The following is a 23,158-nucleotide window of genomic DNA, read 5'->3' on the forward strand; positions in this document are numbered from 1 at the left end:
GCGTTACTCACCCGTCCGCCACTAAGGTTACAATTCGCAAGCTTCCTCGTAACCTCCGTTCGACTTGCATGTGTTAAGCACGCCGCCAGCGTTCGTCCTGAGCCAGGATCAAACTCTCCATTTATATCTGAATAGTTTGTTTTCTTGGCTCTTTTTCTTCTTTCGGAATGTACTGCTCGCTTCTAGCTTTCGCTTCGACGAGAGTCATGTGCTTTCAGTAGCCGGTTGTCTATCGCCGGCAGTCTTATTGATGCGCTAATAAATTCGCGCCTGCAATTTATTCTGACTACTGACTACTGACTTCTGACTACTGTGATTTCCATCCATCCACTGTTTAGTTTTCAAAGACCTCTTGCTCGTTCACCGCCTTTTTAGCGGCGACATCTGCTATCTTATCACTTTTCACCGGCTCGTGTAAACAGGTATTTGTTGGTCCATTTACCTTTCATTTTACCCGCGCCGCAACGTTTATTAATTTATCATAAGCCGTCGTATTCTGTCAAGGCGTTTTATAATATTTTTAACACAAATAATATTTTTTATTTGCCGGACACATTGCCCAAAATACCACCCGGCAACGTCACAAAGGTATCTGGAATACTGCCGACTATGATATTCTCTGTCAACGGCATTTGAGTAGATATTACCGCTTCGCCGGATTTAGACGGCACAACGATGCGCACGTTCGTATCCAGGTTGAGGTAGATTGTATGCTTGGTCTGGTTAATACCGGCCGATTCGAATTTATCAGTTATATTAAACTTGACCGATCCCACTTGCATAATACTATACCTTAATCTAGGCCCACTATTAGCGAAAATAGGAAATCCGAACACCTGGCCAATGGGAATGCTAAAAGACTGCCACCTCAAGTTTTCTAATGCTTTTTGCGCGGCCATTGAGGTGTTTGACGCAATCCTGTTTACTCTGAGCGTATCAGCCTGCATCAAGGTTATTCTACCCTCGTTGTCCTTATGAATATATATCAAATCCTGATAACGAATATTTTCACTCGTAGCCTCTTCATGTAATGACTCCTGGATCGCCTCGGTAACCAGCTGAACAGCTTTAACTTCAGCGACGTTAAAAAAAACGTCCCTTAATTTTATGTCCAACAACATTAATATTCCCATAAGGGAAATACTGACAACCATAATAATAAAAGCTTTCTTGTACGGCCGTCTTCTTTTAAACATATACTCACCTCCTCATGTGCCCAAATATCATATCAACATTAATTTATGACTGACGACGCGAAACGATAGCAGAAGGAAATAAAAAAGATCTCTATATAAAGAGATCTTTACAACAATATTTTTTAAAGTATTTCTACAGGATTATTTAACGATAAACTGGTGATAAACCTTTTTCCCTTTTTTAATCATCATTTTTCCGTCAACAAAATCCTTTTCCTTAAGCATTAAGAACATATCATCCACCTTGTTGCCGTTGACTGACACGCCCCCTTGGGCAATCAACCTTCTTCCTTCTCCTTTGGAAGAAATCAACCCTGCCAGAAGCATTAAATCCAAAATTCCCGTTCCTCCGGAAACATGCTCCCTGTTTAATGTAGTTGTGGGCACGTTTTCAAAATTATCTCCGGCGCCGAATAAAGATTCGGCCGCGCTCCTGGCTTTGACCGCCTCATCTTCTCCGTGAATGAGCTTAGTAACTTCATAGGCCAGCACTTTCTTTGCTTCATTTATTTGTTCTCCCGGCAGGCTGCCGAGCCTCTTAACCTCTTCCATGGGCAAAAAGGTTAACAGCGCCAGGCAGTTTTCCACGTCCGGATCATTGATATTTCTCCAGTATTGATAGAATTCATAAGGACTGGTTTTCTCGGCATCCAGCCATAAAGCGCCGGTTTCTGTCTTTCCCATTTTTTTGCCTTCACTGGTCGTAAGCAATGTGAAGGTCAAACCATAGGCTTCCACGCCTGCTTTTCTTCTGATCAGATCTGTTCCCGCCAGAATATTAGACCACTGATCATCTCCGCCTAACTGTATGACGCAATTATATTTTCTGTATAATTCCAAGAAATCATAAGCTTGCATCAACTGATAGTTGAATTCTAAAAACGTTAGGCCTCTTTCCAATCTGTTCTTATAACTTTCCGCCGTCAGCATCCTGTTAACAGAAAAATACACGCCTATTTCCCTGAGAAAATCTATGTAGTTTAACCGCAGCAGCCACTCCCCGTTATCAACCATGATGGCCCGTTCTTCATTAAAATCAATAAATCTTGACAGTTGTTTCTTAAAACACTCACTGTTGTGCCGGATAGTTTCCGGCGTCATCATTTTTCTCATGTCGGTTTTGCCGCTCGGGTCCCCCACCATGGCCGTTCCACCGCCAATTAAAGCGATCGGCCGGTGGCCTGCTTTCTGCATATAGGACATTACCATCAGTTGCAAAAAATGTCCCACGTGCAAGCTGTCCGCGGTCGGGTCAAAACCTATATAAAAAGTAACCTTCTCATTTTTCAATAAATTGATTAAAGGTTCTTCGTGGGTCATCTGCTTGATATATCCTCTTTCCAGCAAAGTGTCGTATACGCTGCCCATATCCTGCCCTCCACAAATATTTACATTTTTATAATAGTATATATACAATCCCGGTTGTTATCAAACATTTTTAAAACAACCCGGGCATATCGCTTATCCAATTCACGAAAAGCGACATTATCCCCATCGCATCAAACCAGTCACCGGTAAAGGACACCTCCCTGCCCCCTTTTCGTATCACGCCGGGGATAAGGCATAAGGCGTCGGCATAACCGGGCCAAATTACTTCAATGAGGATCTCCACGGGTGATGAGCATCGATAAGGTTGAAAATCACCATTAATGGCCCGTTGCGTGGCAATCTTAGCCGAGTCCCTAATTTCTTTCAACGCTACATCAGGATGAATGTTAATGGCGGCGCAATTTCCTATGGCTTCTTTCACCGCCACTTTTTCCACATCCGGCAGTATAGTTTTAATCTCATTTATAAATGCGCTGTCTCCCGTGGCCAAACCAACCGGAATTCCGAAACAACCGGCAGTGACAGCGGTGATCAGAGCCTCACCGGCAGCAAGCCCGTTTATTTTCAAACTGGTTATTCTGGTATCCATGGTATGGGGCAAAACAGCATTCTCCTTGCCGCAGCCGGTATGAAAACCGATCAAGAAAGCAAGGTTGCTCCGCTCAACAGAGTCCAACCACATCAACTTCCGCTTGCCGCCCCTGATCAGAGAAGCCTGCCTCGCCAATTTATCAGGAATAATATTTTTTTTATTCCAGTGGATGTCCGACACGATTACCGCTCCCGCGCCCCCTGCCAAAGCTCCTTCAATCGCGGCGTTCACCTCTGCCGTCATCTGTTCTCTCAGCCAATAATCTTCGGGTGGTTTATCAGGCCAACTGACATAACCGGTGACACCTTCTATATCCGCCGCAATAAACACCGTATATGACATCATCCAACTACCTCCAGTTATTATTTTATCTACTTAAAAAAACGAAGGTTCCGGCATGAAAGCAGCGAAACCCTCGACATAGAAATAACGAAATTTGACGCATCAATTATTTAAACATAAATTATCTCTTCATCAAAAACAGTTAAATTTTCCAACCCGTCTTTTACAACTAAATAAGTATTCTCAACCCCAACCGCGCCATCCGGAAAGACGAACTTTGGTTCGATTGCGATAACCATTCCTTCTTCCAGCGGGATATCGAATCCGTGGGCGATTACCGGTAGTTCATCCAGTTCAATGCCGATGCCGTGTCCGACAAATGCCACAGGCTCTGGAAAACCTAAAAAATGCTTTCCGTACGCGCTGTCTCCGGCCATTTGCATCGCCACGTCATAAAGCTTACCGCAAGCCACCCCCGGCCTGGCAACCTTCTTTATCTCTTTCAAAATATCAATCGCTAAAGCGTGGGCTCCGGCCAAGTGGTCCGGCAGCTTTCCGTGACAAAATATTCTTGTCTGGTCTAACATGTATCCGTCCAGAACAAAACTATAGTCTAACAGCACCGGCTCATTCCGGCCAATCATTTTATAGCTGGAACCCTGCGCAAATGCCGGACTGACCCCTTTCCCGCCGACAGAACCGTCGAAATAGCTGGGGAACGTATTTTTACCAGATAACAAATGAACAAAAAACAGGTCCTGATTCATTCCCCGCACTCTCATTAGACCGGAGTGTCCATTTTTTCGTGAAGCCGCCGCGATTATTCCGGTCAGTTCCAGCTCAGAAATACCTTCCCGCATGTTTTCTCTAATAAGTGAGAATATTTCCTCGTGGAGTTTCGAGATATCCCTGAGAATCTCTATCTCGTAAGGTGACTTAACCATCCGCACAGCGCGTATAAGCTGGCTAATGTCAACAATCCGGGCCGGCTCAACCAGCTTCTGGTAACGAACATAAAGGTTTGCGGGCAACACATCAAGTTCAAATCCCAACGTCTTAAACTGCCCGTAGCCGTATTTTTGCAATACAGCGTTAAATTCTTTCAGGCTGTCCAGGCTGATGACATTATCCATGGGTGATTCTTCTTTAGCCCGCTCCAGGCTTTTTTTGACCAATAACAACGGCTTGCCTTCCGACGGCACAAAAAGATGAGAACGTTGAATGGTTCCTGCGAAATAAAAGAGGTCGGCGTTCTGAACGATTACTGCCCCGTCGATATCATGCTGTCTCATAGCGTTTTGCAGTTTGGCAATCCTTTGGTCCAACTCGGATTTCGGCGTGTAACGCAAAGTTCATACCTCCGCTCGGCAAAGATTATAATTTATTAATTTAATATTAAATTTACATTACTATATTTATTTTATTTTGGCAATTATTATATTATTAAGTTAAGTTCGAGCCAATGATAAATAACCGGTTAAAAGGAGAAACCACCCGGCAGGTCAGGTGGCTTAGCATGCAGAATTGTAAACGCTCTTGTCACTTTTGTTCAACTTGCTTTCCCCACTCATCACCCATGGCATCCTTAATTTTACGAAGCGCTGCTTCTATGAGACCCTTAGCTTCTCCTTCAGTCAGCTTCAGTCCACACTGCGATGACCTGGCAAAAAGCCAGGCTGCTGCTTTCTCGTACTTATCCTTGCCGTGAATTTCCACGTAAACCTGTTCTACAAACCTAACGGCCAAAGCTGCCAGGTCCTGCTTCGCAAGCAGTTCTTCCTTAACACGCTGCATCTTCTCAGTACCCAGCCTCCGGCGCAAGTATTCAATAGCCATAGCGGACAACGCGGGTATAATTACATTTAGCAAGGTATTTGTTATATGCGAAAGTTCCAGAGTACCGATGATACTCTTAATCAGACTTAATATTCCCTCCATTTAAACCACCCAAAATTATATTTATTCTTAAAATATAATATTGTAAAAGTTACCATTGGTTACATCAGCAATAAAATATACTAAATTATGTTCCAACAACCATTCACAAGCGATGCCATCTGCCAGCCGGATGTCACCCAATTTAAAATAAGCATGTGGCTTTCCAATCTATGCTAAACTATAGTTAATGACAGGATCAATAATGGAGGTGACGTCATGCGATGCTTTGTTGACTGTGTATACTGTTACCTCAAACAGGCGGTCACCTGTATGACCATTGCCGGAATAAACGAGGACAGGCAGTATCCAATTTTGTACGAACTGATGGACGACATTAAAATCATGGACAGCAGAAGGACCCCGGCTGAAAATTCAACGGAACTACTGCAAAAAGTATACAAACTAATAAATAATGATGATCCGTATTTAGAAGCGAAGAAAAAGTCAAATCTCCTGGCCCTTGAATTATACCCGGAATTGAAGGAATACTTGAAAGGGTCGAAAAGCAGGCTAAATGACGCCTTAAAAATATCTGTGTCCGGAAACGTAATAGACCTGGGCATCAATAAAAGTTTTGATATAAACGCGAGTTTAAAACACAGCCTGAATACAGGTTTTTCAAAAGATGACTTCGGTTCATTTGTTAAAAAAATGAATCAAGAAAATAACATAATCATCTTGGGAGACAACGCCGGCGAAATAGTGTTTGACAAATTATTAATAGAAGAACTGGTATCCATGGGAAAAAAAGTGACCTATATTGTCAAAGGCGGGCCAGTGTTGAATGACGCCACGATGGAGGACGCCATAGAGGTGGGGATGGACAATATAGCCAGGATTGTAACCACCGGGTCAAACTATCTCGGCGCGCCTCTGCAAAAGGTATCGGAAGAGACCCAAAAACTGTTAAAGGAAACAGGCCTGATTATATCGAAAGGCCAAGCCAACTTCGAGTCCCTGGAACATGAAGAGACAGCTAAAGATAAGGTTTTTTTCCTGCTAAAAATCAAGTGTGAATGTGTCGGTATAGTTGCAGGGGCAAAATTTGGTGATATTGTGTTTTTTACGCGGTAAAGTAAATTCATGAAAAAAAATAGTTTAATTTCGCGGCCTTGAATAAGAATATGAGCACAGCCACGGAGACAATCTGAACTAGGATTAGGTGGTGCGAGGTAATACCAACTTGCGGTACGAATATGCCGAAGTGACCGATTGCCCAGTTCAATACGATGATCATACCCACCCCAAGAGTTCTATAACGCAAAGGCATTTTTATGCCAAGAAAAAGCGCTACTATGACACTTACGATGAGATGATATGAACTGGCCAAGATTAACTGTAGTTTCCCCGGGGCGCTAAGCTCATAGTAAGCGATTAGCAATTTAAAGAGTTGCCCGCCTCTGTTCACGGCGAAAGTAATGGCGCTTTCAATTGAGAAATACGTCAAGAGAATCATGAGAAACCGGAACGGGAGTACTTGCCGCCGCTTTTTGAGACCGTTCCAAAGCCATCCGCTAACGGCATACACGATAATCAACCCAATACCGGTATAAATTGATTTCCACCAAAAATGCTGGTAAATGCCAAGCGCCGCAAATAACCAGTCAATACAAGTAAAAATAGCGGCAAAACCCACGATGTAACGCCAGGAAAGCGAATAGGCATATATTAGCACTGCCGAAGCGGGGATGATGAAGAAATTCGATATATATGTACCCAGGTAATTGTCCACGCCTGTGGGGAAAATACCCGGCATATAACGGTATCCGTTCGTGGCAAGTATGACAACTTCAAACGGGTGGATCATGCTGAATATGCTTAGATGCAACACAAGCAGCTTCCAATCTCTCCGGTGTAGTAATACCACGGCTAATATTTTACCCACACTGGCTTTTTTAGATGCACGGCCGGAGCGGCGCATAAAATATACATAACCCCTGGGTATATTGCCCAGGGGTTCCCTCTAAATGAAATATACTATTTATATCTAGTAAGTAAAAACATGATTACCGATAACCCGGCTCAAAGGTCTGGACCAAAGCCATGAATTCTTTGCATAATTAGCAAAGAAATAAAGCGCTCCGTTGGTCGGGTCTACCCCGCTCAACGCGTCCTTGGCCGCCTGTATGGATTGGGCACTTGCCGGGTTGTCAATCCATCCGTTCATGACCGGTTCGAATTGGTAGGTACCGTTATCGTATTGATAAATAACATCTTGAATTGATTTTGGGAAGCCATTACTGTTTAGCCGGTTCAACACCACAGCGCCAACCGCCACTTTCCCGGCATAAGGTTCGCCGTCAGCCTCGGCTGTTATTAAACGGGCCAAAAGATCAACATCCGCCGATGACGGTCTCTGGAAGTTGCCACCCCTGTTTACCTGAGGCATGGGTGCTGCAGTTTTGACGGGTATGCCGGGGATGGCCAGAACCATATCCGGGTAGATGATGGTATCAATTAGGCCATTAGACCGCATAATATCCTGGTAGCTCACACCAAATCTCTGACCAATTAGATAAAGACTATCCCCAGCCTGGACGGTATAGGAAGCGTCTCCTCCATTTGATTCACCTTCCGGAACGTAAAGCTGCTGTCCCGGGTAAATCAGAGAATCCTGAATTCCATTAGCCTCCAGCAGGGAATTCAATGAGACACCATAATCAATGCTGATAGAATAAAGACTCTCCCCGGGTTGTACGCTGTGAATAGCGGCGTCAGAAGCGGCTGGTACTGCGAACATCCCAAACGACAACAAAAAACACGCAACGATACGAAAAACAAAAATCAATAATAACCCCTCCTCCGGCCTCCGAGGTTAGCTGACGGGTTCGGGTAGAGGGCACCCTACGATTTGCAAATCAAACCGATTCACCCCAAAAGAACTTGTCCCCCGTACCCCGGGTTTTCCCAGGGATTCGGCCTTTTCCTATTATTATACATGTTTCCCGTATGCTTGACTAACACTCAATAAATGGTAATATAGGTTTTTAACGTAAACGCATTTAACAAAATTATAACCACCGGTATGATGAAAGTCGGTGGTTATAAAAGACAGCCTTCAATTTGAGTTTTTACAGTCTAAATGCAGCCGCCGAAGCATCCCACGCCAAAAATGAGCAGGATGAAGATCAGGAAAATAATAAACCCGACATTACCAAAACCAGTTCCAACAGCACCATCCACGCCGAAAGCCATTTATATCACTCCTATTATTTTTTTTGTATAATATGCAGGAGTTAATAAAAGTGTTAACCTATGGCTACGCGCCAAAATTAATCTAATGGCATACCTGATTCTCCACTAATTCACACACTAACCCTTAGCATCCCCGAATTTCAATCTGTCCAGCTCCCCAGCATGTTTTCAATAACTCTGCTACAAATTTCTGAGATATTTTTCCTATTTCACTCCGCTATTTTTTACCAGTTTGCTTATTACCCTACAAATATAAAATACTACATCGTATAAATAATTAAGACTATTTAGGAGTTGGTTTTATGGGATACGAAATCAAAGTGACACCTATCTTCCCAAAGGATTTTCAGAAGAAATTTTTCCAGAAACCAAAAGCCCCAACCACAAAGAACAACAATCCAAATACTTTCTCACAGATATTGGACATAGCAATTAAAAATACCAACAGTAACCAGAAGGTTTTTCTTGACAAGCCAACGACTTCCGCTCGCTTTTCCCAATATAAGGATTTGCACTACATGTTGTATTAGTGCTATAATGAGTTTTGCTGTCGCGGGGTAGAGCAGCTGGTAGCTCGTCGGGCTCATAACCCGAAGGTCAGGGGTTCAAATCCCCTCCCCGCAACCAATTAAACGCAAGACCACTTCGGTGGTTCAAGACCACTTCGGTGGTTTTTTATTTTTGAATAATCAGATTCCATTCCCTCTACATAATTCACCTCTGATGTCCTGACTTTATGATTACTTTAAATTGTTATTGCATATAATATAAAAAACCACGGTGACCACAGTAGCTACATTGACCACAGTAACCACTTATTATATAATGAAAGTGAGGAATTAAAATGGAATTCCGAAAGGGGGGCCACAAAATGCAAATGCAATCTAACTCCATACCAAGGTATAATATAAGAGACACGAAAAAATATTATTCTGAACTCAACAAAATTGCTTTAAAAGGAATTGAAGTAATAACCTACAACGCAACAAGTGAAAACGAAGAAGTATCACACATCAAGACTTCTTACTTAAATAAGCTTTTAGACAATTTGCCTTTCAACCCTATAGTTGAATATGATGATGAACTTTGCGTTCATACTGTTTCATTAAATGAAATTAATCTTTATGGCGAAGGTAAAACCGTTGAAGAAGCAGTCGTTGACTTAGTCAATAGTATAATTGAATTCCTTGCCATTTACATTGAAAAGTTAGATGTGTTTTCTAAAGTTGAGCCTGAATCAAAGCAATTATATCTATTGAAACTTCTTAGATGCAATGGTGATGGGGAGAAAATAAAGAAAGCGATTGGTTTCTGATGCCTATACGATTTTCACATGGTGATATAAAAAAACTTTTAGCCCATTTCAATATGTCATCAGATAAAGGTTCGACTATTTACTATGGTTTGGGTCGAGATGGTATATGGAGAACATGTAAACTTGACTATCATAAAGATCGGGATATTATCGCCACCGGAACTGCTAAAGCAATAGCCATCTCTCTAAAATTCAAAACCGTCCTAGAAATGAAGAAATACATAGAAAAGCACTAGTGTTGCATTAAATAATTGAAGAATAGTCAATACTCAAAATAGCTTAAAACAATAAATATATCTCTAAAAATGACCAATTTCCATAAATATCATGGCATTTCATAAAAAAACTCCTTATAATAGAGGCATAGCAGGTAATCCTGTCCATAGTCTCTAAAATAAGGAGAAAACGCATGGATAAGGATACCACTAAATCCACATTTAATAAAGTACTAAATCAATTTCCGATTAAGAAATTTAACTCTCTAGTTAAAGAAAACGGTTCAGACGAGTATGTCAAAAAGTTATTTACGATTAAATTGCTGTATCTCCTGGTTTTTGCTCAGATTACCCAAGTTGAGTCTTTGAGGACACTTGCTAAAAAAGTAAAAAACGATGTTGAACTACAGGAAAACCTAGAGCTCGATTCCATAAGCTTCTCCCAACTATCCAGGCGGCTCAGTGATATTGACAGCGATTTTTGGGGGACAATGTTTACTCACGTGGCCAAGGACGTAATGCAAAAAACCGTTGGCACCACCCCTTCTGCGGAACGCATCCATATAATAGATGCCAGCACCATCACCCTCTGTCTTAGCAGTTATAAATGGGCTGATTACCGCAAGACAAAAGCAGGTGTAAAACTTCATCAATGCCTTGTTTATGATAAAGATAATGATAATGCCTATCCTGATAAAGCTATTCTTACTACAGCCAGAAAATCTGATAAATCACAGCTGGATGAATTACTAATTATTGATTCTAACGCACTATACGTATTTGACCGGGGCTATGTCGATTACAAGAAATGGGATGACTATTGCGAAGCCGGAATACGCTTTGTTACCAGGATCAAAGACAATTTTATCATTAACACCATCGATGATACGCCGGTTGACGGTACCAATATGACCGAAAGCATTGTGATACTTGGCGATCTTAATACAACAATGATGAGGAATAAGTTACGACTTATTCACACTGTGGATACCACGGGAAGTCCGGTTGTTATTCTAACAAATGACTTTAGCATTAGAACTCAGGAAGTATCTGAGATATACCGCCTCAGGTGGAAGGTGGAGCTGTTTTTTAAATGGATAAAACAACATCTAAAAGTAAAAAAGTTTTTTGGTAAAAGCCTCAATGCGGTATACACTCAGATTTGGATAGCACTTATTACTTTCTGCTTATTACAGCTACTAACCAGGGTGACCCTTAAGGTAAAAAATTCTTTACTGGATATCCAGCAATTGATCAAAGATAACATGTTCAAGCCCTTTGAAAATATTTTAGAGATTTTACGAAAGCAGCCCACCAGGACTTCTTATGGCAGGCGAAAGACTGAAGATTACAACTGGCAATTTGAGCAATTGCTAACAGAGATTAAGTATGGGGATACCAAATTCCTTGACAGTTATGATTTAGAGTTGAATTACCTGTAACCCTAAATAAAGTATATTTGTATAAATGTGGATACTGGATTACCTCTTATGGCGCCGTTGCCTTTTTAGATTATGTGAGAAAAACCTTGTTCAGAAAATTCTGTCGCCTTTTTTCTTGGCCTAAATTTTTATTATTTTTGATGTTGACTTTTAAAATTAAGTTTTATGCAACACTACTGAATACTTTTGCAAAAACCCCAGCCTATAAAAACCCTAACCTATAAGACAGAAAAGAACCTCAATCTTCGCGGCTTTCGCTTTCTCACATCTCAAAATTTTCGATATATCCTCTGATACAGGGTCGGCTCAGTCACCAACTCATCTTTACACATCTTGCACCAGGAATTCATATGTTTAACGGCAAAAATGCGCTCTGTCATGTCTAAGCTGCCCCATGATATCAAGCCGGTGTTTAAACGTTCAAACGCATGACCGGCAACTTTTATATACCATGACTTTCTTGAAAGTTTCCCAAAGTACAAGGGTTTCGACAGGATCGCGATGCGTATAGATAAAAGTAACCGGCTACTATTGCGGCATGACACCCCACGGTCCCACTGTCACCGTGATCGTAATTGTGATATAATGAGCGACAAAGAGGCCGATATCGTATACAGACTGCGTATCCGGGGTACCGACGTAATATTCTACGTACTGCTGGAGTTGCAGTCGACCTTGGATCATACCATGCCATTCCGTCTGTTGCAGTACATGGTCGAGGTGTGGCGGGACGCCTACAACAACACGCCGGAGAAAGAGAGAAAGCGTAAGGGCTTCAGGCTGCCGGCCATCGTGCCCGCCATTCTTTACAACAGCGAGGGCGGTTGGACGGCCCGCCGAAGCTTTAGGGAATACCAACCCGAACCCTGGGAGGTGGAAAAAATGATCACCAACATCGAGCGGACCCTTGATGAGATGCAGAGGCAGGCAAGGACTGAAGGTAAAGCCGAAGGTAAGATTGAGGGTAAGATTGAGGGCAAAGTTGAGACAGCCAAGGCGGCGCTGAGGGAAGGATTGGACGTTGACGTGGTTTGCAGGATAACCGGGCTGTCCAGGGAAACTGTTATGGAACTGAAGAAAACGCTGGAAAACTGAAGACGAAGGAACAAGTTTCTGGCCCTTACCACATGTCAACGAGTGGTAAGGGCCGTTTTATAATCATTAGAATGAAATACCAGGAAGTTGACCGCAATGGAAATTACCGAGAAATTTATCTAAAGGATAAGAAAAAATACATCGGCAAGTTCCAGATCGCTGCAAACCTCTAGAAAAAATTATTCTTGAATGCCCGGCAAGATTTTGTTAAAATTAATTTACAAAATTTATATATAAATAAAGTATAAAATTTTGCAAAACCTCATACTATATTATTATAGACAGGAGAGAAATGGCGGTGAATGCTATGGCTGATTTTTTACCTCAAGAAATTGTTAACCTTACTAAAGAAGGCAGAGCAGTATCTATTCAAATGCGCGCTTCCGAATGGTTGAGTATTTTACGAACGAATACAAAATCTGTCTCTGAATTACGTAATGAATTAAGCGAGTTAATTACTATAATTGAAGAAAGTAAAAACGAAAATCAAAGAAATATTTTTATAGTATCAAAAAATAATCAAAATATCGCAGCTGTCGTTCCACTTTTATTCCTTGAAAATATGTTAAGAGCTCAAGACACATTAAACACTTTAATTGAAGCATTAGAAGAATATCAAGAAAGCACCCTTCTCGAAGAAGCTTTTAAACGCTGGAATAACGCCGAAAGAAGATATAACCTTGTTGAAACTATAGAAGAACTAAAAATTAACCCTGATAAGCTGCTTAACGCTGTACAAAATCAGAAAGGCAGCTTATTAGAATAATGGGTAAAAATGCGATTAAAGTTCTTTTGAGTTTAATTAGTAATCGAGAATGGAGCCTTGAGTTTTCAAAAGAAGCTTTAAAGGATCTAAAATTTTATGAAAGAACGGGGCTTCTTGAAACTATTTTGGCTGCTATTTTGGAAGGACATAATAATCCATTACCCAAAGAAGACGGTGGTACTGGGCATTTATTAGGTATAGATAAAGACACTGGCGACGGCAGGCCGGCTCTTTATTGGAAACTTAGTTCGATTGGCATAAGAATTGTTTATGGTTTAGAGCCTCCCGTTATAGAGGGTGAAAAGATAGTTAAAAAGAAAAATGTTTTAATTTTAGTTATAGGAAATCGAAGAAACAAAGAAGTTTATCATGATACAATTCGAAGATTAAAACGATACAGACCAAGGTTAATCGGATCAAAATATTTTAAGACTAAATAAAACAGTTCCGGCCAACTCCAGAAGTAAATATCCTTTGATACAGGGTCGGCTCAGTCACTAATTCCTCTTTGCACATCTTTCGCCAGGAATTTATATGTTCAAGGGGAAAAATACGCTCGGTCATATCCAAGCTGCCCCAGGATATTAAGCCGGTGTTCAAACGCATAGCCAGTAACTTTATATACTATACCTTCCTTTAAAGTTTCCCATAGTAGCAGGGTTTCGACAGGATCGCGATGCGTATAGATATAGCCGGTGCCATAAATCGCAGCGGGACGTGAGCCGTGACAGCCAAACTCTTTCGTGTCATCAAAGTAATCCAATGTCTCTCCTATTTCCCGGATATCACAAAATTCTTCTTCTCTCCAGAAGTAACCGGCTACTATTTCAGAAGATACGGCAGCCGGTTCTTCATCAATCAAGAACAAAGGTATATTTTCCGGGCTCGGGGGGTTCCATCCCCACCGCCGTCTAAAGTTGAATTCTAATTCAGTCATTGATTCAATCATGATTAAGCAATAACCTTGCCGCCCACCCGTCTTTTAGCGAATAGCAGCCCTCTATGGAAATCACTCTGCTGGCAATTCCAAGCATGAAACCTTGCAGCATAATTTTATCCTTTCAAAACGCATTCCACCGGCTCGCGCATCTCCACGTTTTGCCCGGCCACATCCCGGCAACATATTGATTATGCACACAAAACCTGATATTAACAATAGGGAGAACGCTGCTCCATTTACTAGATATAGATGGATTTCCAAGCATATTCATAATTACCTTAAACCGAAATTCTGAATATAATATATAGATGTAGCGGTAAACTCCCACATAAAACAAAGAAGGGGTATCCCATGAATTCACCGTCAGACAAAGAGAAAGTGTTGTTTCAGCTCTCACTCTATTCAAATCTGGTTTCAGGACAACGAGGCGGAAATCTGGAAGAAAAACTTTATGAGGCAATTCAAGCAAAATTGAAGGATAATCAAGAATACATCGGCCGGTGGGAAGTAGTTTGGGGACCCGCGGTCAAACAATCCCAAAATGACGGATATGCTGTCAATGCCATGTATGTGGCGCATAGTTTAGATACACCTTCATGTTATGTGGTCTTAATAGCCGGCACCAACTCGCCCTCGCTATTTGATTGGCTGTTCGAAGACCTGTTGGTTAAACACCAGGTCCCCTGGGTTTTTGGTGCAGCGCCAAATGCGAAAATTTCGCTAGGCACGGCAATTGGACTCGGAATCATACTAGCTTTAAAACCCAGTGACAACCGTCCAAACGCTGGTAAAAACTTAATCAAATTTCTTAAGGATTTGCCCAAAACAGACATTGACTTAACGGTTACCGGCCACAGCTTAGGCGGTGCTTTGTCGCCGACGCTTGCTCTATTGTTAAAAAATATTCAATTAAACTGGGACAGTGAACGTAAAGTTAAAATATCTTCTATGCCAACCGCGGGGCCTACGGCTGGGAATAGCGCCTTCTCTCAATATTCAGATCAAATCTTAGAAGAGGTCACTCGCTACTGGAATAAACTTGATATAGTACCGCACGCTTGGAATGAGACAACCTTGGAGCAAATTAAAAGGATCTATCTCCCGGCTATTCCCGAAGACATAGTCACAGATCGTTTTGTAAATTGCGCCGAACAAGTTGCCTTGAGTGGTGACTATCTTCAAATCAAACCCTGTGCTCCTCCTTTTGAGGGTGAGATCAACAAGGAGATAATTGATCCAAATAGTCCTGCCTTTATCAATTTCTTTAAGCAAGTGAGATATCAGCATATAGAGGCTTACGAGAAGTATTTCGCCATTCCCGGTATCGCAACCAACTGCCTCGCGGAATTGTACCGGGATCCCAAAACCATATTCACACCTGCGCTTCAACGCTTCGCAAAACGAGCAGGACTTTCACTTCCACCCGAATTAACCAAGGATATTTTTACAAATAAATCTACATCTATCCCAATCGCGGGTCAATTAATCGAACTGCCGACTGAACCTAATGACCCCCGGATGCCGGAAATCGTTGAGCTTGTCACAGCAGAACTTAAAAAGTTGCTCTCATCTGATTATTCGCTTTCGAATAATAGTTAGGAAACACCTTCCTTTTTGGTCATGAAAGTATCAACCTCCGCATATCTTCCGGGATCGGGGCGTCAATAATCAACTCGTTACCGGTTATCGGGTGTTTCATTCCCACCCGGCAGCAATGCAAAGCCTGTCTGTTTATTCCTTCCATACGCCCTCCGTAAAGAGCGTCACCCACTAGCGGATGTCCAATATGGCTCATGTGTACCCTGATCTGATGAGTGCGCCCAGTTACCAAGCGCAGCCTTGCAAGCGTGCTGTCCGCCAAATACTGTTTTACTTGATAATATGTTATTGCCCGCCTGCCGTCAGGGCAAACCATACGTTTTACTTTGCTATCCTTGCAGCGGCCTATGGGCAAGTCGATGGAACCGCTCTCTTGCTCTAAAAAGCCACCCACAACAGCAAGGTATTCCCGCCACAATTCACCGGAACTCAGTTGCTGGGCAAGCCGGAACCCGGCGTGAGCATGTTTGGCCACAACCACTAATCCGGAAGTGTTCCGGTCCAGTCGTGACAAGGGACGAAACACCGGTTCCGTGTTATTGTCAAAATGGTATAAAATTGCGTTGGCCAGCGTGTTCTCCGGCTCGTGTTTTAAAGGATGCACCAACATGTTATGCGGCTTATTAACAATTAAAAGATGCTCATCTTCATAAGCTATTTCAATAGGTATGGGCTGTGGCAGTACATTTGTATATTCTTCAAACCTCAGATTTACGCTTATCTGATCTCCTTCTTGCAAACGCTTGTTTAAATAAGCCGCCTGCCCGTTCACCACAACACCTGACAACCGCTTCAACTTGCGGATCGTTGTACGTGAAAAACCAAGGTTTTTTTGCATTATTCTCTCAGCCGTAAGCCCTGCATCCGCAGCAGTGACCTGATAGCTAAGTTTCAATATACCTGCCTCTTTTCCATACTTCAATTTATAAAATTCCAATTCGAGGTATTATTCACAATCAGCTAAATGGCGATATCAGTATAGTTTAAACCAACGAAAATTGGATCCCATCATCACGAGCTAGTTTATTCATCCGGTCGCCGATGATCATCCTATAATCACGAGAGTCCTTCAGGTACCATTCAAGGACCTTCAGAGATGCCGGGAAATACTTGCGGTAAACCTGCCGCAACCGGCCAACCGCTGATGGGTAGGCTGATCCACTCCTAGCACCTCTCATCATCTGTAACCGAAGGTAAAATATCTAAATTTAACTGGGCAGCTTAAAAATCACCTGCTCATCTTTTGAATTCTTACTCACAAAAGCCCTGACCTTATCCGTCATCTTATTCCCCTCATTTTTTATGAGTGCCGTATATTCATTAAGAAGCGACGCAAAGGCGGTGCCTTTGTATTTTAGCTGCGAGTCTTCGTAACTTTTTAGGTACTCCTTCGAAAAAATATTGCTCCCGTCCATCCATTGAAACGAAGATGTGTACTTAAAATTGCCGAACATGTAGTCGTGCAGGTATTCGCTTCTCCATTTACTTATTTCTTCCCTATACGGCGAGTCTGGATAATCCTCCAGGAACTTGTATGTCGCCGCAATTCTGGCGGCCAATTCGTCAAGACTGATAATTCTTTTATAATCGTCACTAACCAGCCCGGCATATGGCATACTTTTCTCCCTGTCTTTTATGGACTTGTAATCTGCAGCCTCCCTATCCCGGTTATTTTTCTGCTCAGTGACCTTTTCGACCTCAGCCGGGTTCTTTACAGCGGGCTGAGGAGCGTTAATCGCAGGTTTGACTTCAACCACAGCGTTATCTTTGTCCGGAGAAGTATTATCTTCCATGCCTTTTAATTGATCTTTTTGGATTGAGCAGCCTGAGAATAACATCGCGGCCAATAATAAACATGCCAAATAATATTTTTTCATCTTACCCACCTCACTAAAAATCTATAGGGAGTGCCGGCAATGATATCAGCACGTTTTAATTATACAATAAGATGTACAATATACCAGCAAGATACTATGTAAAACTGGTTTCTCCCGGTTGCTTGTCCCCCTTGCAGTCGTTATCAATGACTGATCGCCAGTGAATTCCTTTCATAATCTTTAATCACTTCGTTCACAGCACCGGCTCTTGCTAACCGGCCGTTATTTAGCCAAAGAGCGCTTTTGCATAAATATTTGACTAATTCAATGTTGTGGCTAATAAATAAAATTGTCCGTCCCTCCCTGGCGAAGGATTTTATTTTCTCGAGACATTTTTTCTGAAACGCTATATCCCCAACAGCCAGTACCTCATCAATGAGTAATATATCCGGCTCAAGATGTATGGCCACGGCAAAGGCAAGCCTGATATGCATTCCGCTGGAAAATCTCTTAACCGGAGTATCCAGGAGCTTCTCAATTTCAGCGAAACTGACAATCTCATCAAATTTAGCTTTTATTTCTCGCTTGGTCATGCCTAATACAGCGCCGCTGAGATAAATATTTTCTCTTCCCGTAAGCTCCGGATGAAATCCTGTGCCGGCCTCCAACAGGCAGGAAAGCTTGCCGCTGATTTCGACATAGCCGCCGGTAGGCTCAGTAACCCTTGACAGTATTTTAAATAGAGTGCTTTTACCAGCCCCGTTGCTGCCGACAATACCCAGCACGTCACCTTCATTAACCTCAAAGGATACATCTCTCAAGGACCAGATTATATCTTCTCCACCGCTTAATAATTCTTCACTGTTGAATTTTGTCAGCTTTCGCAGACTGAATAGATTTCTGACTGGAGTGCTAATTCCATACATAATGGCTTCACGGAGTGTTCTGGGTCTACTATTGGTAATCCCGATACGGTAGCATTTAGACACCTCGTGTACCTTAATAATGGGATTAGCCATTACAATTCCCCTTAAACCTTAGATGATATCAGCAAAAAAACGTTCCACTTGTTGAAAATAGAATAAACCTGACCCAAAAAGAATTATGCTGGTTAAAACAGAAACCAGAATAATGTGCCAAGGAAAAGGGATAGTCCCTAACAGAGCGGCCCGAAATCCCTCAATTACTCCAGCCACCGGATTTAACGCGTAAAGAAGCTGGTATTTTACCGGCACCATAGATGCCGGGTAAACAATTGGTGACGCAAACATCCACAACTGCAACAAAAATGGAATGGTCACCGGAATATCCCGGTATTTTGCGCTCAAAGCCGAAAGGAACATTCCGGCGCCGCTTGCGGCAAAGAACATTATAATAACTAATAATGGAAAAAGTAGTGTCAAAACAGTGGGGTAAATATGGAAATAAAGCATAATACCGATTAACACCACGAAGGCAATGGAAAAGTCCAGTAAACCTGCCAGCGCAGGAGCCAGCGGTATGAGCAGGCGCGGAAAATAAACCCTGGATATTAATTTCATATTTCCAATCAAGCTATTGCCGGAACGTGTTACAGTGCTGGCAAAATATTGCCAGGCAATCATTGCGGAAAAGTAAAAAACAGGATAGGGAATACCATCAGATGGGAGTTTAGCCAACTTACCCATAAAAACAGTAAAAATGATCATTAAAAAAAATGGCTGAATAACTGTCCATAGTCCGCCAAGAACGGTTTGCCTATAACGTACTTTTATTTCTTTGGCGACCAGGAAATATAATAATTCCTTATAGCTGCCCAATTCTTTTAGGTCTATTAACTGCCGGCCTTTCCTGGGCCTGATCATCAAAATTGTTCTGTTTTCCTTTTTTGCGGCCTGTCGAATAATAACTCATTTACCTCTTTATACAGAACATGCTATTGGCAAAAAAGTAATTTGTCCCCCAAAAGCTAAAAGGTATTAAAATAGACCTGTCTAAAAAACTACTTCCTCCGGTTTTTTATTTTATGAACTACATTTAAAATAAGTGAATTCTAATAATCTTCACTTTACCAGGTAAAATATATATCCCCTGTCATATATAGCGCTTTAAACTATAACGCAATTATCATTTTGACTAATTTCTTGACTGAGCAGGTTATTTATATTTATTATGTTCAAAGGGGTGATGCGAATGAAACTATTCGGCATATACATGATATTGTCCCTTTTGACCGGCAATCCCCTTCTATCCCTGGTCATCCTATTGCTGATTATTTTTTTTGCTGAGCAACGTTTTGTCGGGATCCTGCCGGATTTTTCCGCAATTTGGCGGCGGAAAAACAAGGCCAAGCGCTTAAAGAAAGAGATCAGGTTAAACCCGGCTAACGCCGAAGCCTGTCTGGAATTAGGAGAGATTTATTTCCGGCGGGGAAAATACGAGCAAGCTTTATCTTTTCTGGAAAACGCGTCCGATAAGATGGCTGGACACCCTCTTTTTCATTTCTACCTCGGCGCGTCATATTACAACCTTGGAAAGATTGAAGAGGGAAAAAAAGAGCTTGAAAAAGCGATTGAGGCAAATCCCAAGGTCAGCTTTGGGGAGCCCTATTTATTCATCATTAGAATCTGCCTGGAAGAAAAGCAATCAGACGCAATAATTGATCATTTTTTTCATCAGCTTTTGCTGTACGGCTCACCCAAAACATTTTATCAGGCCGGTAAATTGTTTCTAAGCAACGGTGATAGAGAAAGAGCAAGGCTACTATTCAGGGAAACTATAGAAATCTATGACGCGTGCCGGGGAGCATTGCGGCGCTTTTACAGAAGATGGGCGGTTCTGTCAAAAATCGCCCTGTTGTCTATGCAGTAACTGAAGCTATTCAGACCAGTGTGCAACAGGCTAGCGTCAAGGGTATATTATGGTATAATCAAAAAAAGATAGCAAGTTGTGAGGTTAAATGCTAAACGAATTTTCAAGAACTGAATTACTAATTGGGAAAAAGGCAGTAGAGAAGTTGGCGCAGAGTATGGTCGCCGTTTTTGGCATAGGCGGTGTGGGAACTTATGCGGTCGAAGGGCTCGTGCGAGCCGGTGTCGGTAAGTTTATGCTGGTGGATGACGACTGCATATGCCTCACCAATCTCAACAGACAACTTCACGCTACCAGGAAGACGGTAGGCAAGCCCAAGGTTGAGGTTATGCGGGATAGAATTCTAGATATTAATCCGAAGGCTGATGTAGTCACCCGTCAAACATTCTATATGCCGGAACATGCCCGGGAGCTAGTCAAACCGGAGTACGACTACATCGTCGATTCAATCGATACGGTAACTGCCAAGATCGACTTAATCCTGAACGCCAAACAGCAGAACATTCCGATAATAAGCTGCATGGGGGCCGGCAACAAACTTGACCCGACTAGATTTGAAATTGCTGATATATATGAAACTTCTGTATGCCCCCTGGCCAAGGTAATGCGCAAAGAACTGAGAAAAAGGGGGATAAACGCTCTTAAGGTCGTTTATTCGAAAGAGGAGCCGATCAGCCCCATAGAAACTGACGAGTCCAGCTGCCGGTTCAATTGTATTTGCCCCAAGGGCACAACCAGAAAATGTACAGTTCGTCACCAGATTCCGGGCAGCATATCATTTGTACCCTCAGTGGCAGGTCTGCTGATGGCGGGCGAGGTCGTAAAGGACTTGATTAATCCTTTGAAGAACATTTAATATAATTCGTTCTTGAATTCGTTCTTGATTTTTGGATTCGAATCGAAAAAAAGGAGTAGTTGTTTCAATGCGGGCAAGAAAATATACATCAATAATTCTTACGCTGGCGTTTATTATTTTGTCTGTTACAGGTATTCAAATGCATATGATGCATGTAACATCGGAACCGCATGGGCCGCGTGGGCCACATGGACCGTTTGGAACAGAAGGAGTTGGGAATTCTCCGGTTATAAATGAGTCTGGGAAAAGCAATATTTCTACCGGCACTTTACCCACGAAATCCGAAGATGGTTTTTATCCTAAAAGGCTGCATGAATTGGCGGGATATACGTTTATTATCGCGGCACTGGTTCATTTAAAATTGAATTACAAAACTCTCATTTCGCACATTGGAATAAAAAAAAGCAAGGTGCGTCTTTGATTCCGATTGGACTCCTTAGTTAATGCTGCCTATCACCAATTCGTTCCAGACATAATATATATCCCCAATCCCCTGGCCAAACCATTTGAAGGAAAATATTTCGTGGGATATGCGGATAATTTGACCTTCGGTTATCATTTAAATTTTTAGGGGTATTCGGATTATCGTGTTGATACCTAAATTTTGAAACCAGCGGATAAATCGGATTATCGTGTTGATTTTACAATAGATTACTGGTAATTATATTTCAAATTTTTTGTTTAACCCTCACTAGGCTCGGTAACAGCAAAATCTCAGTTATCTTAACTAAAATAGTGGATGTCTGATCACTAGATCGATCGGCAGTAAATATATTTATTGAGATAATAAAACAGCCATTTTCCTTGCGCACAGGAATATGGCTATTTTTATTTTAAAAATTCTTTTAACGTACAGTTTACCGAATTAGAAAATACATTATGTCATTTTTTATCTGCTAAGTAATTAAGATTTTGCTTTTTATGAAAGTTGCTTTCCCGACTATAAAATTTTATTAATAGATAAGAAAAAATGTCAAAATGTGTAGAGATTTGTCGGTAATTATTGCCATGGAATATGCAGGAATATAGAAAATAATCTTGAATGTTTAGGAGATTTGTCATTAATAAAACAAAAATAACAAGCCGGTGCGAAACAAAATCGTTTTAATACATTGATAAAACGATTTGCCGGTTAACCGCCCACTACGAGAAAGGGGATTATCAGTTTGAAAAAAATCTTAATTTATTTGTTAATATTATCTCTCCTAGTAAACATACCTCTTCCGGCCTTTGCCCAAAGCAAATATATATCTGCGGGACAAGATACTACTATCCCTACCGCCCTTACAGGCATAGAAAATAAGGATGGCTCAGAGAACTCATTGCCTCAAACTGATAAAGACCGGTCGGTATCCAAAAAAGTTTACGAAGACATGACAAATATTGAACAACAACCCCCGATAAACGATGAACACATAGTACTTGACTCTTATTCACATGAATCAGTTGAAAGTTTCAAATACGGCCACTCCGCATTCTATAACACCCTCAAAGAAAAAAACAAACTGGATATTTTAGATAAAACATCTAAATGAAAGCCAATATCAGCAGAATTATATAACAGTCTCATTCAAAATAACAGACAAGACCTTTTGAACAAATTATTAGCTCAAGGGCGAACAGTATCAAATGAAGTATATAATACAGAACAGTCAGTGTCAGGTGAGGTATACCAACTTCAAAATAAGTCCGCTAGTGAAATAATTAATCAAAAAAAGGATAAATCAGTTA

24 protein-coding genes, 1 tRNA gene, 1 rRNA gene and 1 riboswitch are annotated in these 23,158 nt (G+C 41.6%); of the genes, 13 read left to right on the forward strand and 13 right to left on the reverse strand.

From position 1 onward, the window contains the following. From L7E55_RS14665 to L7E55_RS14690, 6 genes are all read right to left on the reverse strand, one after another. Positions 1 to 124, reverse strand: a 16S ribosomal RNA gene (locus tag L7E55_RS14665); the annotation flags it as partial. A gap of 415 nt (positions 125 to 539) precedes the next feature. Then, positions 540 to 1,196, reverse strand: a complete 657-nt coding sequence (yunB, locus tag L7E55_RS14670) for a sporulation protein YunB (RefSeq protein WP_277445064.1) — start codon at positions 1,194 to 1,196, stop codon at positions 540 to 542. Positions 1,197 to 1,337: 141 nt separating this feature from the next. Then, positions 1,338 to 2,564, reverse strand: a complete 1,227-nt coding sequence (gene tyrS / locus L7E55_RS14675; RefSeq protein ID WP_277445065.1) for a tyrosine--tRNA ligase — start codon at positions 2,562 to 2,564, stop codon at positions 1,338 to 1,340. Between the two features lie 70 nt (positions 2,565 to 2,634). After that, positions 2,635 to 3,462: a M55 family metallopeptidase gene (locus tag L7E55_RS14680; RefSeq protein ID WP_277445066.1), complete on the reverse strand. Its 828-nt coding sequence runs from the start codon at positions 3,460 to 3,462 to the stop codon at positions 2,635 to 2,637. 107 nt (positions 3,463 to 3,569) lie between these two features. Next, positions 3,570 to 4,748 (reverse strand): M24 family metallopeptidase, encoded by a 1,179-nt coding sequence (locus tag L7E55_RS14685; protein WP_277445067.1) that lies wholly within the window; start codon positions 4,746 to 4,748, stop codon positions 3,570 to 3,572. Between the two features lie 190 nt (positions 4,749 to 4,938). After that, on the reverse strand, positions 4,939 to 5,337 hold the full coding sequence (locus tag L7E55_RS14690) for a phage holin, LLH family (protein ID WP_277445068.1): 399 nt from the start codon (positions 5,335 to 5,337) through the stop codon (positions 4,939 to 4,941). A gap of 216 nt (positions 5,338 to 5,553) precedes the next feature. On the opposite strand from L7E55_RS14690, the gene L7E55_RS14695 reads away from it, so the two are divergent. Continuing rightward, positions 5,554 to 6,411 carry a damage-control phosphatase ARMT1 family protein gene (locus L7E55_RS14695; RefSeq protein WP_277445069.1) on the forward strand — a complete coding sequence of 286 codons (858 nt, stop codon included), beginning with the start codon at positions 5,554 to 5,556 and terminating at the stop codon, positions 6,409 to 6,411. Between the two features lie 7 nt (positions 6,412 to 6,418). Here the strand turns inward: L7E55_RS14695 and L7E55_RS14700 are convergent, their stop codons facing one another. Together L7E55_RS14700 and L7E55_RS14705 are read right to left on the reverse strand one after the other, a co-directional pair. Beyond that, complete coding sequence (locus L7E55_RS14700; protein WP_277445071.1) at positions 6,419 to 7,258, reverse strand: hypothetical protein; 840 nt, start codon at positions 7,256 to 7,258, stop codon at positions 6,419 to 6,421. Between the two features lie 66 nt (positions 7,259 to 7,324). After that, a complete protein-coding gene (locus L7E55_RS14705) occupies positions 7,325 to 8,125 on the reverse strand; it encodes a cell wall hydrolase (protein ID WP_277445072.1) in 801 nt (266 codons plus the stop codon). Positions 8,126 to 8,127: 2 nt separating this feature from the next. Further along, positions 8,128 to 8,268: riboswitch (cyclic di-AMP (ydaO/yuaA leader) on the reverse strand. 566 nt (positions 8,269 to 8,834) lie between these two features. Between L7E55_RS14705 and L7E55_RS14710 the strand changes: the two genes are divergently transcribed. The 7 genes from L7E55_RS14710 to L7E55_RS14740 all read left to right on the forward strand — a co-directional run bounded on the left by L7E55_RS14710 (position 8,835) and on the right by L7E55_RS14740 (position 13,805). Then, a complete protein-coding gene (locus L7E55_RS14710; protein ID WP_277445073.1) occupies positions 8,835 to 9,062 on the forward strand; it encodes a hypothetical protein in 228 nt (75 codons plus the stop codon). Positions 9,063 to 9,083: 21 nt separating this feature from the next. Next, positions 9,084 to 9,159: transfer RNA gene (locus L7E55_RS14715), tRNA-Met, on the forward strand. Between the two features lie 244 nt (positions 9,160 to 9,403). Next, positions 9,404 to 9,847: a hypothetical protein gene (locus tag L7E55_RS14720; RefSeq protein ID WP_277445074.1), complete on the forward strand. Its 444-nt coding sequence runs from the start codon at positions 9,404 to 9,406 to the stop codon at positions 9,845 to 9,847. 409 nt (positions 9,848 to 10,256) lie between these two features. Next, complete coding sequence (locus tag L7E55_RS14725) at positions 10,257 to 11,504, forward strand: IS4 family transposase (RefSeq protein ID WP_277445075.1); 1,248 nt, start codon at positions 10,257 to 10,259, stop codon at positions 11,502 to 11,504. A 585-nt stretch (positions 11,505 to 12,089) separates the two neighbouring features. After that, positions 12,090 to 12,599 carry an Rpn family recombination-promoting nuclease/putative transposase gene (locus L7E55_RS14730; RefSeq protein ID WP_420852055.1) on the forward strand — a complete coding sequence of 170 codons (510 nt, stop codon included), beginning with the start codon at positions 12,090 to 12,092 and terminating at the stop codon, positions 12,597 to 12,599. Positions 12,600 to 12,897: 298 nt separating this feature from the next. Continuing rightward, positions 12,898 to 13,365, forward strand: a complete 468-nt coding sequence (locus L7E55_RS14735) for a hypothetical protein (RefSeq protein ID WP_277445076.1) — start codon at positions 12,898 to 12,900, stop codon at positions 13,363 to 13,365. Continuing rightward, complete coding sequence (locus L7E55_RS14740) at positions 13,365 to 13,805, forward strand: hypothetical protein (protein ID WP_277445078.1); 441 nt, start codon at positions 13,365 to 13,367, stop codon at positions 13,803 to 13,805. Before L7E55_RS14735 ends, L7E55_RS14740 begins: the two co-directional genes overlap by 1 nt. Before the next feature lie 98 nt (positions 13,806 to 13,903). On the opposite strand, the gene L7E55_RS14745 is transcribed toward L7E55_RS14740, so the two are convergent. Next, positions 13,904 to 14,314: a hypothetical protein gene (locus L7E55_RS14745; protein WP_277445080.1), complete on the reverse strand. Its 411-nt coding sequence runs from the start codon at positions 14,312 to 14,314 to the stop codon at positions 13,904 to 13,906. A gap of 342 nt (positions 14,315 to 14,656) precedes the next feature. Here L7E55_RS14745 and L7E55_RS14750 point away from each other — a divergent pair, with 342 nt between their 5' ends. After that, on the forward strand, positions 14,657 to 15,904 hold the full coding sequence (locus L7E55_RS14750; RefSeq protein ID WP_277445081.1) for a lipase family protein: 1,248 nt from the start codon (positions 14,657 to 14,659) through the stop codon (positions 15,902 to 15,904). A 19-nt stretch (positions 15,905 to 15,923) separates the two neighbouring features. Here the strand turns inward: L7E55_RS14750 and L7E55_RS14755 are convergent, their stop codons facing one another. From L7E55_RS14755 to L7E55_RS14770, 4 genes are all read right to left on the reverse strand, one after another. Then, complete coding sequence (locus tag L7E55_RS14755; RefSeq protein WP_277445082.1) at positions 15,924 to 16,799, reverse strand: RluA family pseudouridine synthase; 876 nt, start codon at positions 16,797 to 16,799, stop codon at positions 15,924 to 15,926. 313 nt (positions 16,800 to 17,112) lie between these two features. Next, positions 17,113 to 17,781, reverse strand: coding sequence for a hypothetical protein (locus L7E55_RS14760; protein WP_277445083.1), 669 nt, complete (start codon positions 17,779 to 17,781; stop codon positions 17,113 to 17,115). A 143-nt stretch (positions 17,782 to 17,924) separates the two neighbouring features. Beyond that, positions 17,925 to 18,740, reverse strand: coding sequence for an ABC transporter ATP-binding protein (locus L7E55_RS14765; protein ID WP_277445085.1), 816 nt, complete (start codon positions 18,738 to 18,740; stop codon positions 17,925 to 17,927). A gap of 18 nt (positions 18,741 to 18,758) precedes the next feature. Then, positions 18,759 to 19,565 carry an ABC transporter permease gene (locus tag L7E55_RS14770; protein WP_277445097.1) on the reverse strand — a complete coding sequence of 269 codons (807 nt, stop codon included), beginning with the start codon at positions 19,563 to 19,565 and terminating at the stop codon, positions 18,759 to 18,761. A 328-nt stretch (positions 19,566 to 19,893) separates the two neighbouring features. Between L7E55_RS14770 and L7E55_RS14775 the strand changes: the two genes are divergently transcribed. The 4 genes from L7E55_RS14775 to L7E55_RS14790 all read left to right on the forward strand — a co-directional run bounded on the left by L7E55_RS14775 (position 19,894) and on the right by L7E55_RS14790 (position 22,962). Continuing rightward, entirely contained in the window at positions 19,894 to 20,571 is a 678-nt protein-coding gene (locus tag L7E55_RS14775) for a tetratricopeptide repeat protein (RefSeq protein ID WP_277445086.1), read from the forward strand. 88 nt (positions 20,572 to 20,659) lie between these two features. Beyond that, positions 20,660 to 21,427, forward strand: a complete 768-nt coding sequence (locus tag L7E55_RS14780; protein ID WP_277445087.1) for a tRNA threonylcarbamoyladenosine dehydratase — start codon at positions 20,660 to 20,662, stop codon at positions 21,425 to 21,427. A 67-nt stretch (positions 21,428 to 21,494) separates the two neighbouring features. Continuing rightward, entirely contained in the window at positions 21,495 to 21,848 is a 354-nt protein-coding gene (locus L7E55_RS14785) for a DUF4405 domain-containing protein (protein ID WP_277445088.1), read from the forward strand. Positions 21,849 to 22,593: 745 nt separating this feature from the next. Continuing rightward, the gene (locus L7E55_RS14790) at positions 22,594 to 22,962 is read left to right on the forward strand and encodes a hypothetical protein (RefSeq protein ID WP_277445089.1); all 369 of its coding nucleotides are present in this window, start codon (positions 22,594 to 22,596) and stop codon (positions 22,960 to 22,962) included. Positions 22,963 to 23,158 lie beyond the last annotated feature (196 nt).

This window comes from Pelotomaculum isophthalicicum JI, from assembly GCF_029478095.1.
In the GTDB taxonomy this organism is placed as follows: Bacteria; Bacillota; Desulfotomaculia; order Desulfotomaculales; family Pelotomaculaceae; genus Pelotomaculum_D; species Pelotomaculum_D isophthalicicum.

Bases quoted from the DNA above. Each gene is read 5' to 3' on its own strand.
- yunB (WP_277445064.1), bottom strand. From the start codon at position 1,196: ATGTTTAAAAGAAGACGGCCGTACAAGAAAGCTTTTATTATTATGGTT.
- tyrS (WP_277445065.1), bottom strand. From the start codon at position 2,564: ATGGGCAGCGTATACGACACTTTGCTGGAAAGAGGATATATCAAGCAG.
- L7E55_RS14680 (WP_277445066.1), bottom strand. From the start codon at position 3,462: ATGATGTCATATACGGTGTTTATTGCGGCGGATATAGAAGGTGTCACC.
- L7E55_RS14690 (WP_277445068.1), bottom strand. From the start codon at position 5,337: ATGGAGGGAATATTAAGTCTGATTAAGAGTATCATCGGTACTCTGGAA.
- L7E55_RS14695 (WP_277445069.1), top strand. From the start codon at position 5,554: ATGCGATGCTTTGTTGACTGTGTATACTGTTACCTCAAACAGGCGGTC.
- L7E55_RS14700 (WP_277445071.1), bottom strand. From the start codon at position 7,258: ATGCGCCGCTCCGGCCGTGCATCTAAAAAAGCCAGTGTGGGTAAAATA.
- L7E55_RS14710 (WP_277445073.1), top strand. From the start codon at position 8,835: ATGGGATACGAAATCAAAGTGACACCTATCTTCCCAAAGGATTTTCAG.
- L7E55_RS14720 (WP_277445074.1), top strand. From the start codon at position 9,404: ATGCAAATGCAATCTAACTCCATACCAAGGTATAATATAAGAGACACG.
- L7E55_RS14725 (WP_277445075.1), top strand. From the start codon at position 10,257: ATGGATAAGGATACCACTAAATCCACATTTAATAAAGTACTAAATCAA.
- L7E55_RS14730 (WP_420852055.1), top strand. From the start codon at position 12,090: ATGAGCGACAAAGAGGCCGATATCGTATACAGACTGCGTATCCGGGGT.
- L7E55_RS14740 (WP_277445078.1), top strand. From the start codon at position 13,365: ATGGGTAAAAATGCGATTAAAGTTCTTTTGAGTTTAATTAGTAATCGA.
- L7E55_RS14745 (WP_277445080.1), bottom strand. From the start codon at position 14,314: ATGATTGAATCAATGACTGAATTAGAATTCAACTTTAGACGGCGGTGG.
- L7E55_RS14750 (WP_277445081.1), top strand. From the start codon at position 14,657: ATGAATTCACCGTCAGACAAAGAGAAAGTGTTGTTTCAGCTCTCACTC.
- L7E55_RS14760 (WP_277445083.1), bottom strand. From the start codon at position 17,781: ATGAAAAAATATTATTTGGCATGTTTATTATTGGCCGCGATGTTATTC.
- L7E55_RS14765 (WP_277445085.1), bottom strand. From the start codon at position 18,740: ATGGCTAATCCCATTATTAAGGTACACGAGGTGTCTAAATGCTACCGT.
- L7E55_RS14770 (WP_277445097.1), bottom strand. From the start codon at position 19,565: ATGATCAGGCCCAGGAAAGGCCGGCAGTTAATAGACCTAAAAGAATTG.
- L7E55_RS14775 (WP_277445086.1), top strand. From the start codon at position 19,894: ATGAAACTATTCGGCATATACATGATATTGTCCCTTTTGACCGGCAAT.
- L7E55_RS14780 (WP_277445087.1), top strand. From the start codon at position 20,660: ATGCTAAACGAATTTTCAAGAACTGAATTACTAATTGGGAAAAAGGCA.
- L7E55_RS14785 (WP_277445088.1), top strand. From the start codon at position 21,495: ATGCGGGCAAGAAAATATACATCAATAATTCTTACGCTGGCGTTTATT.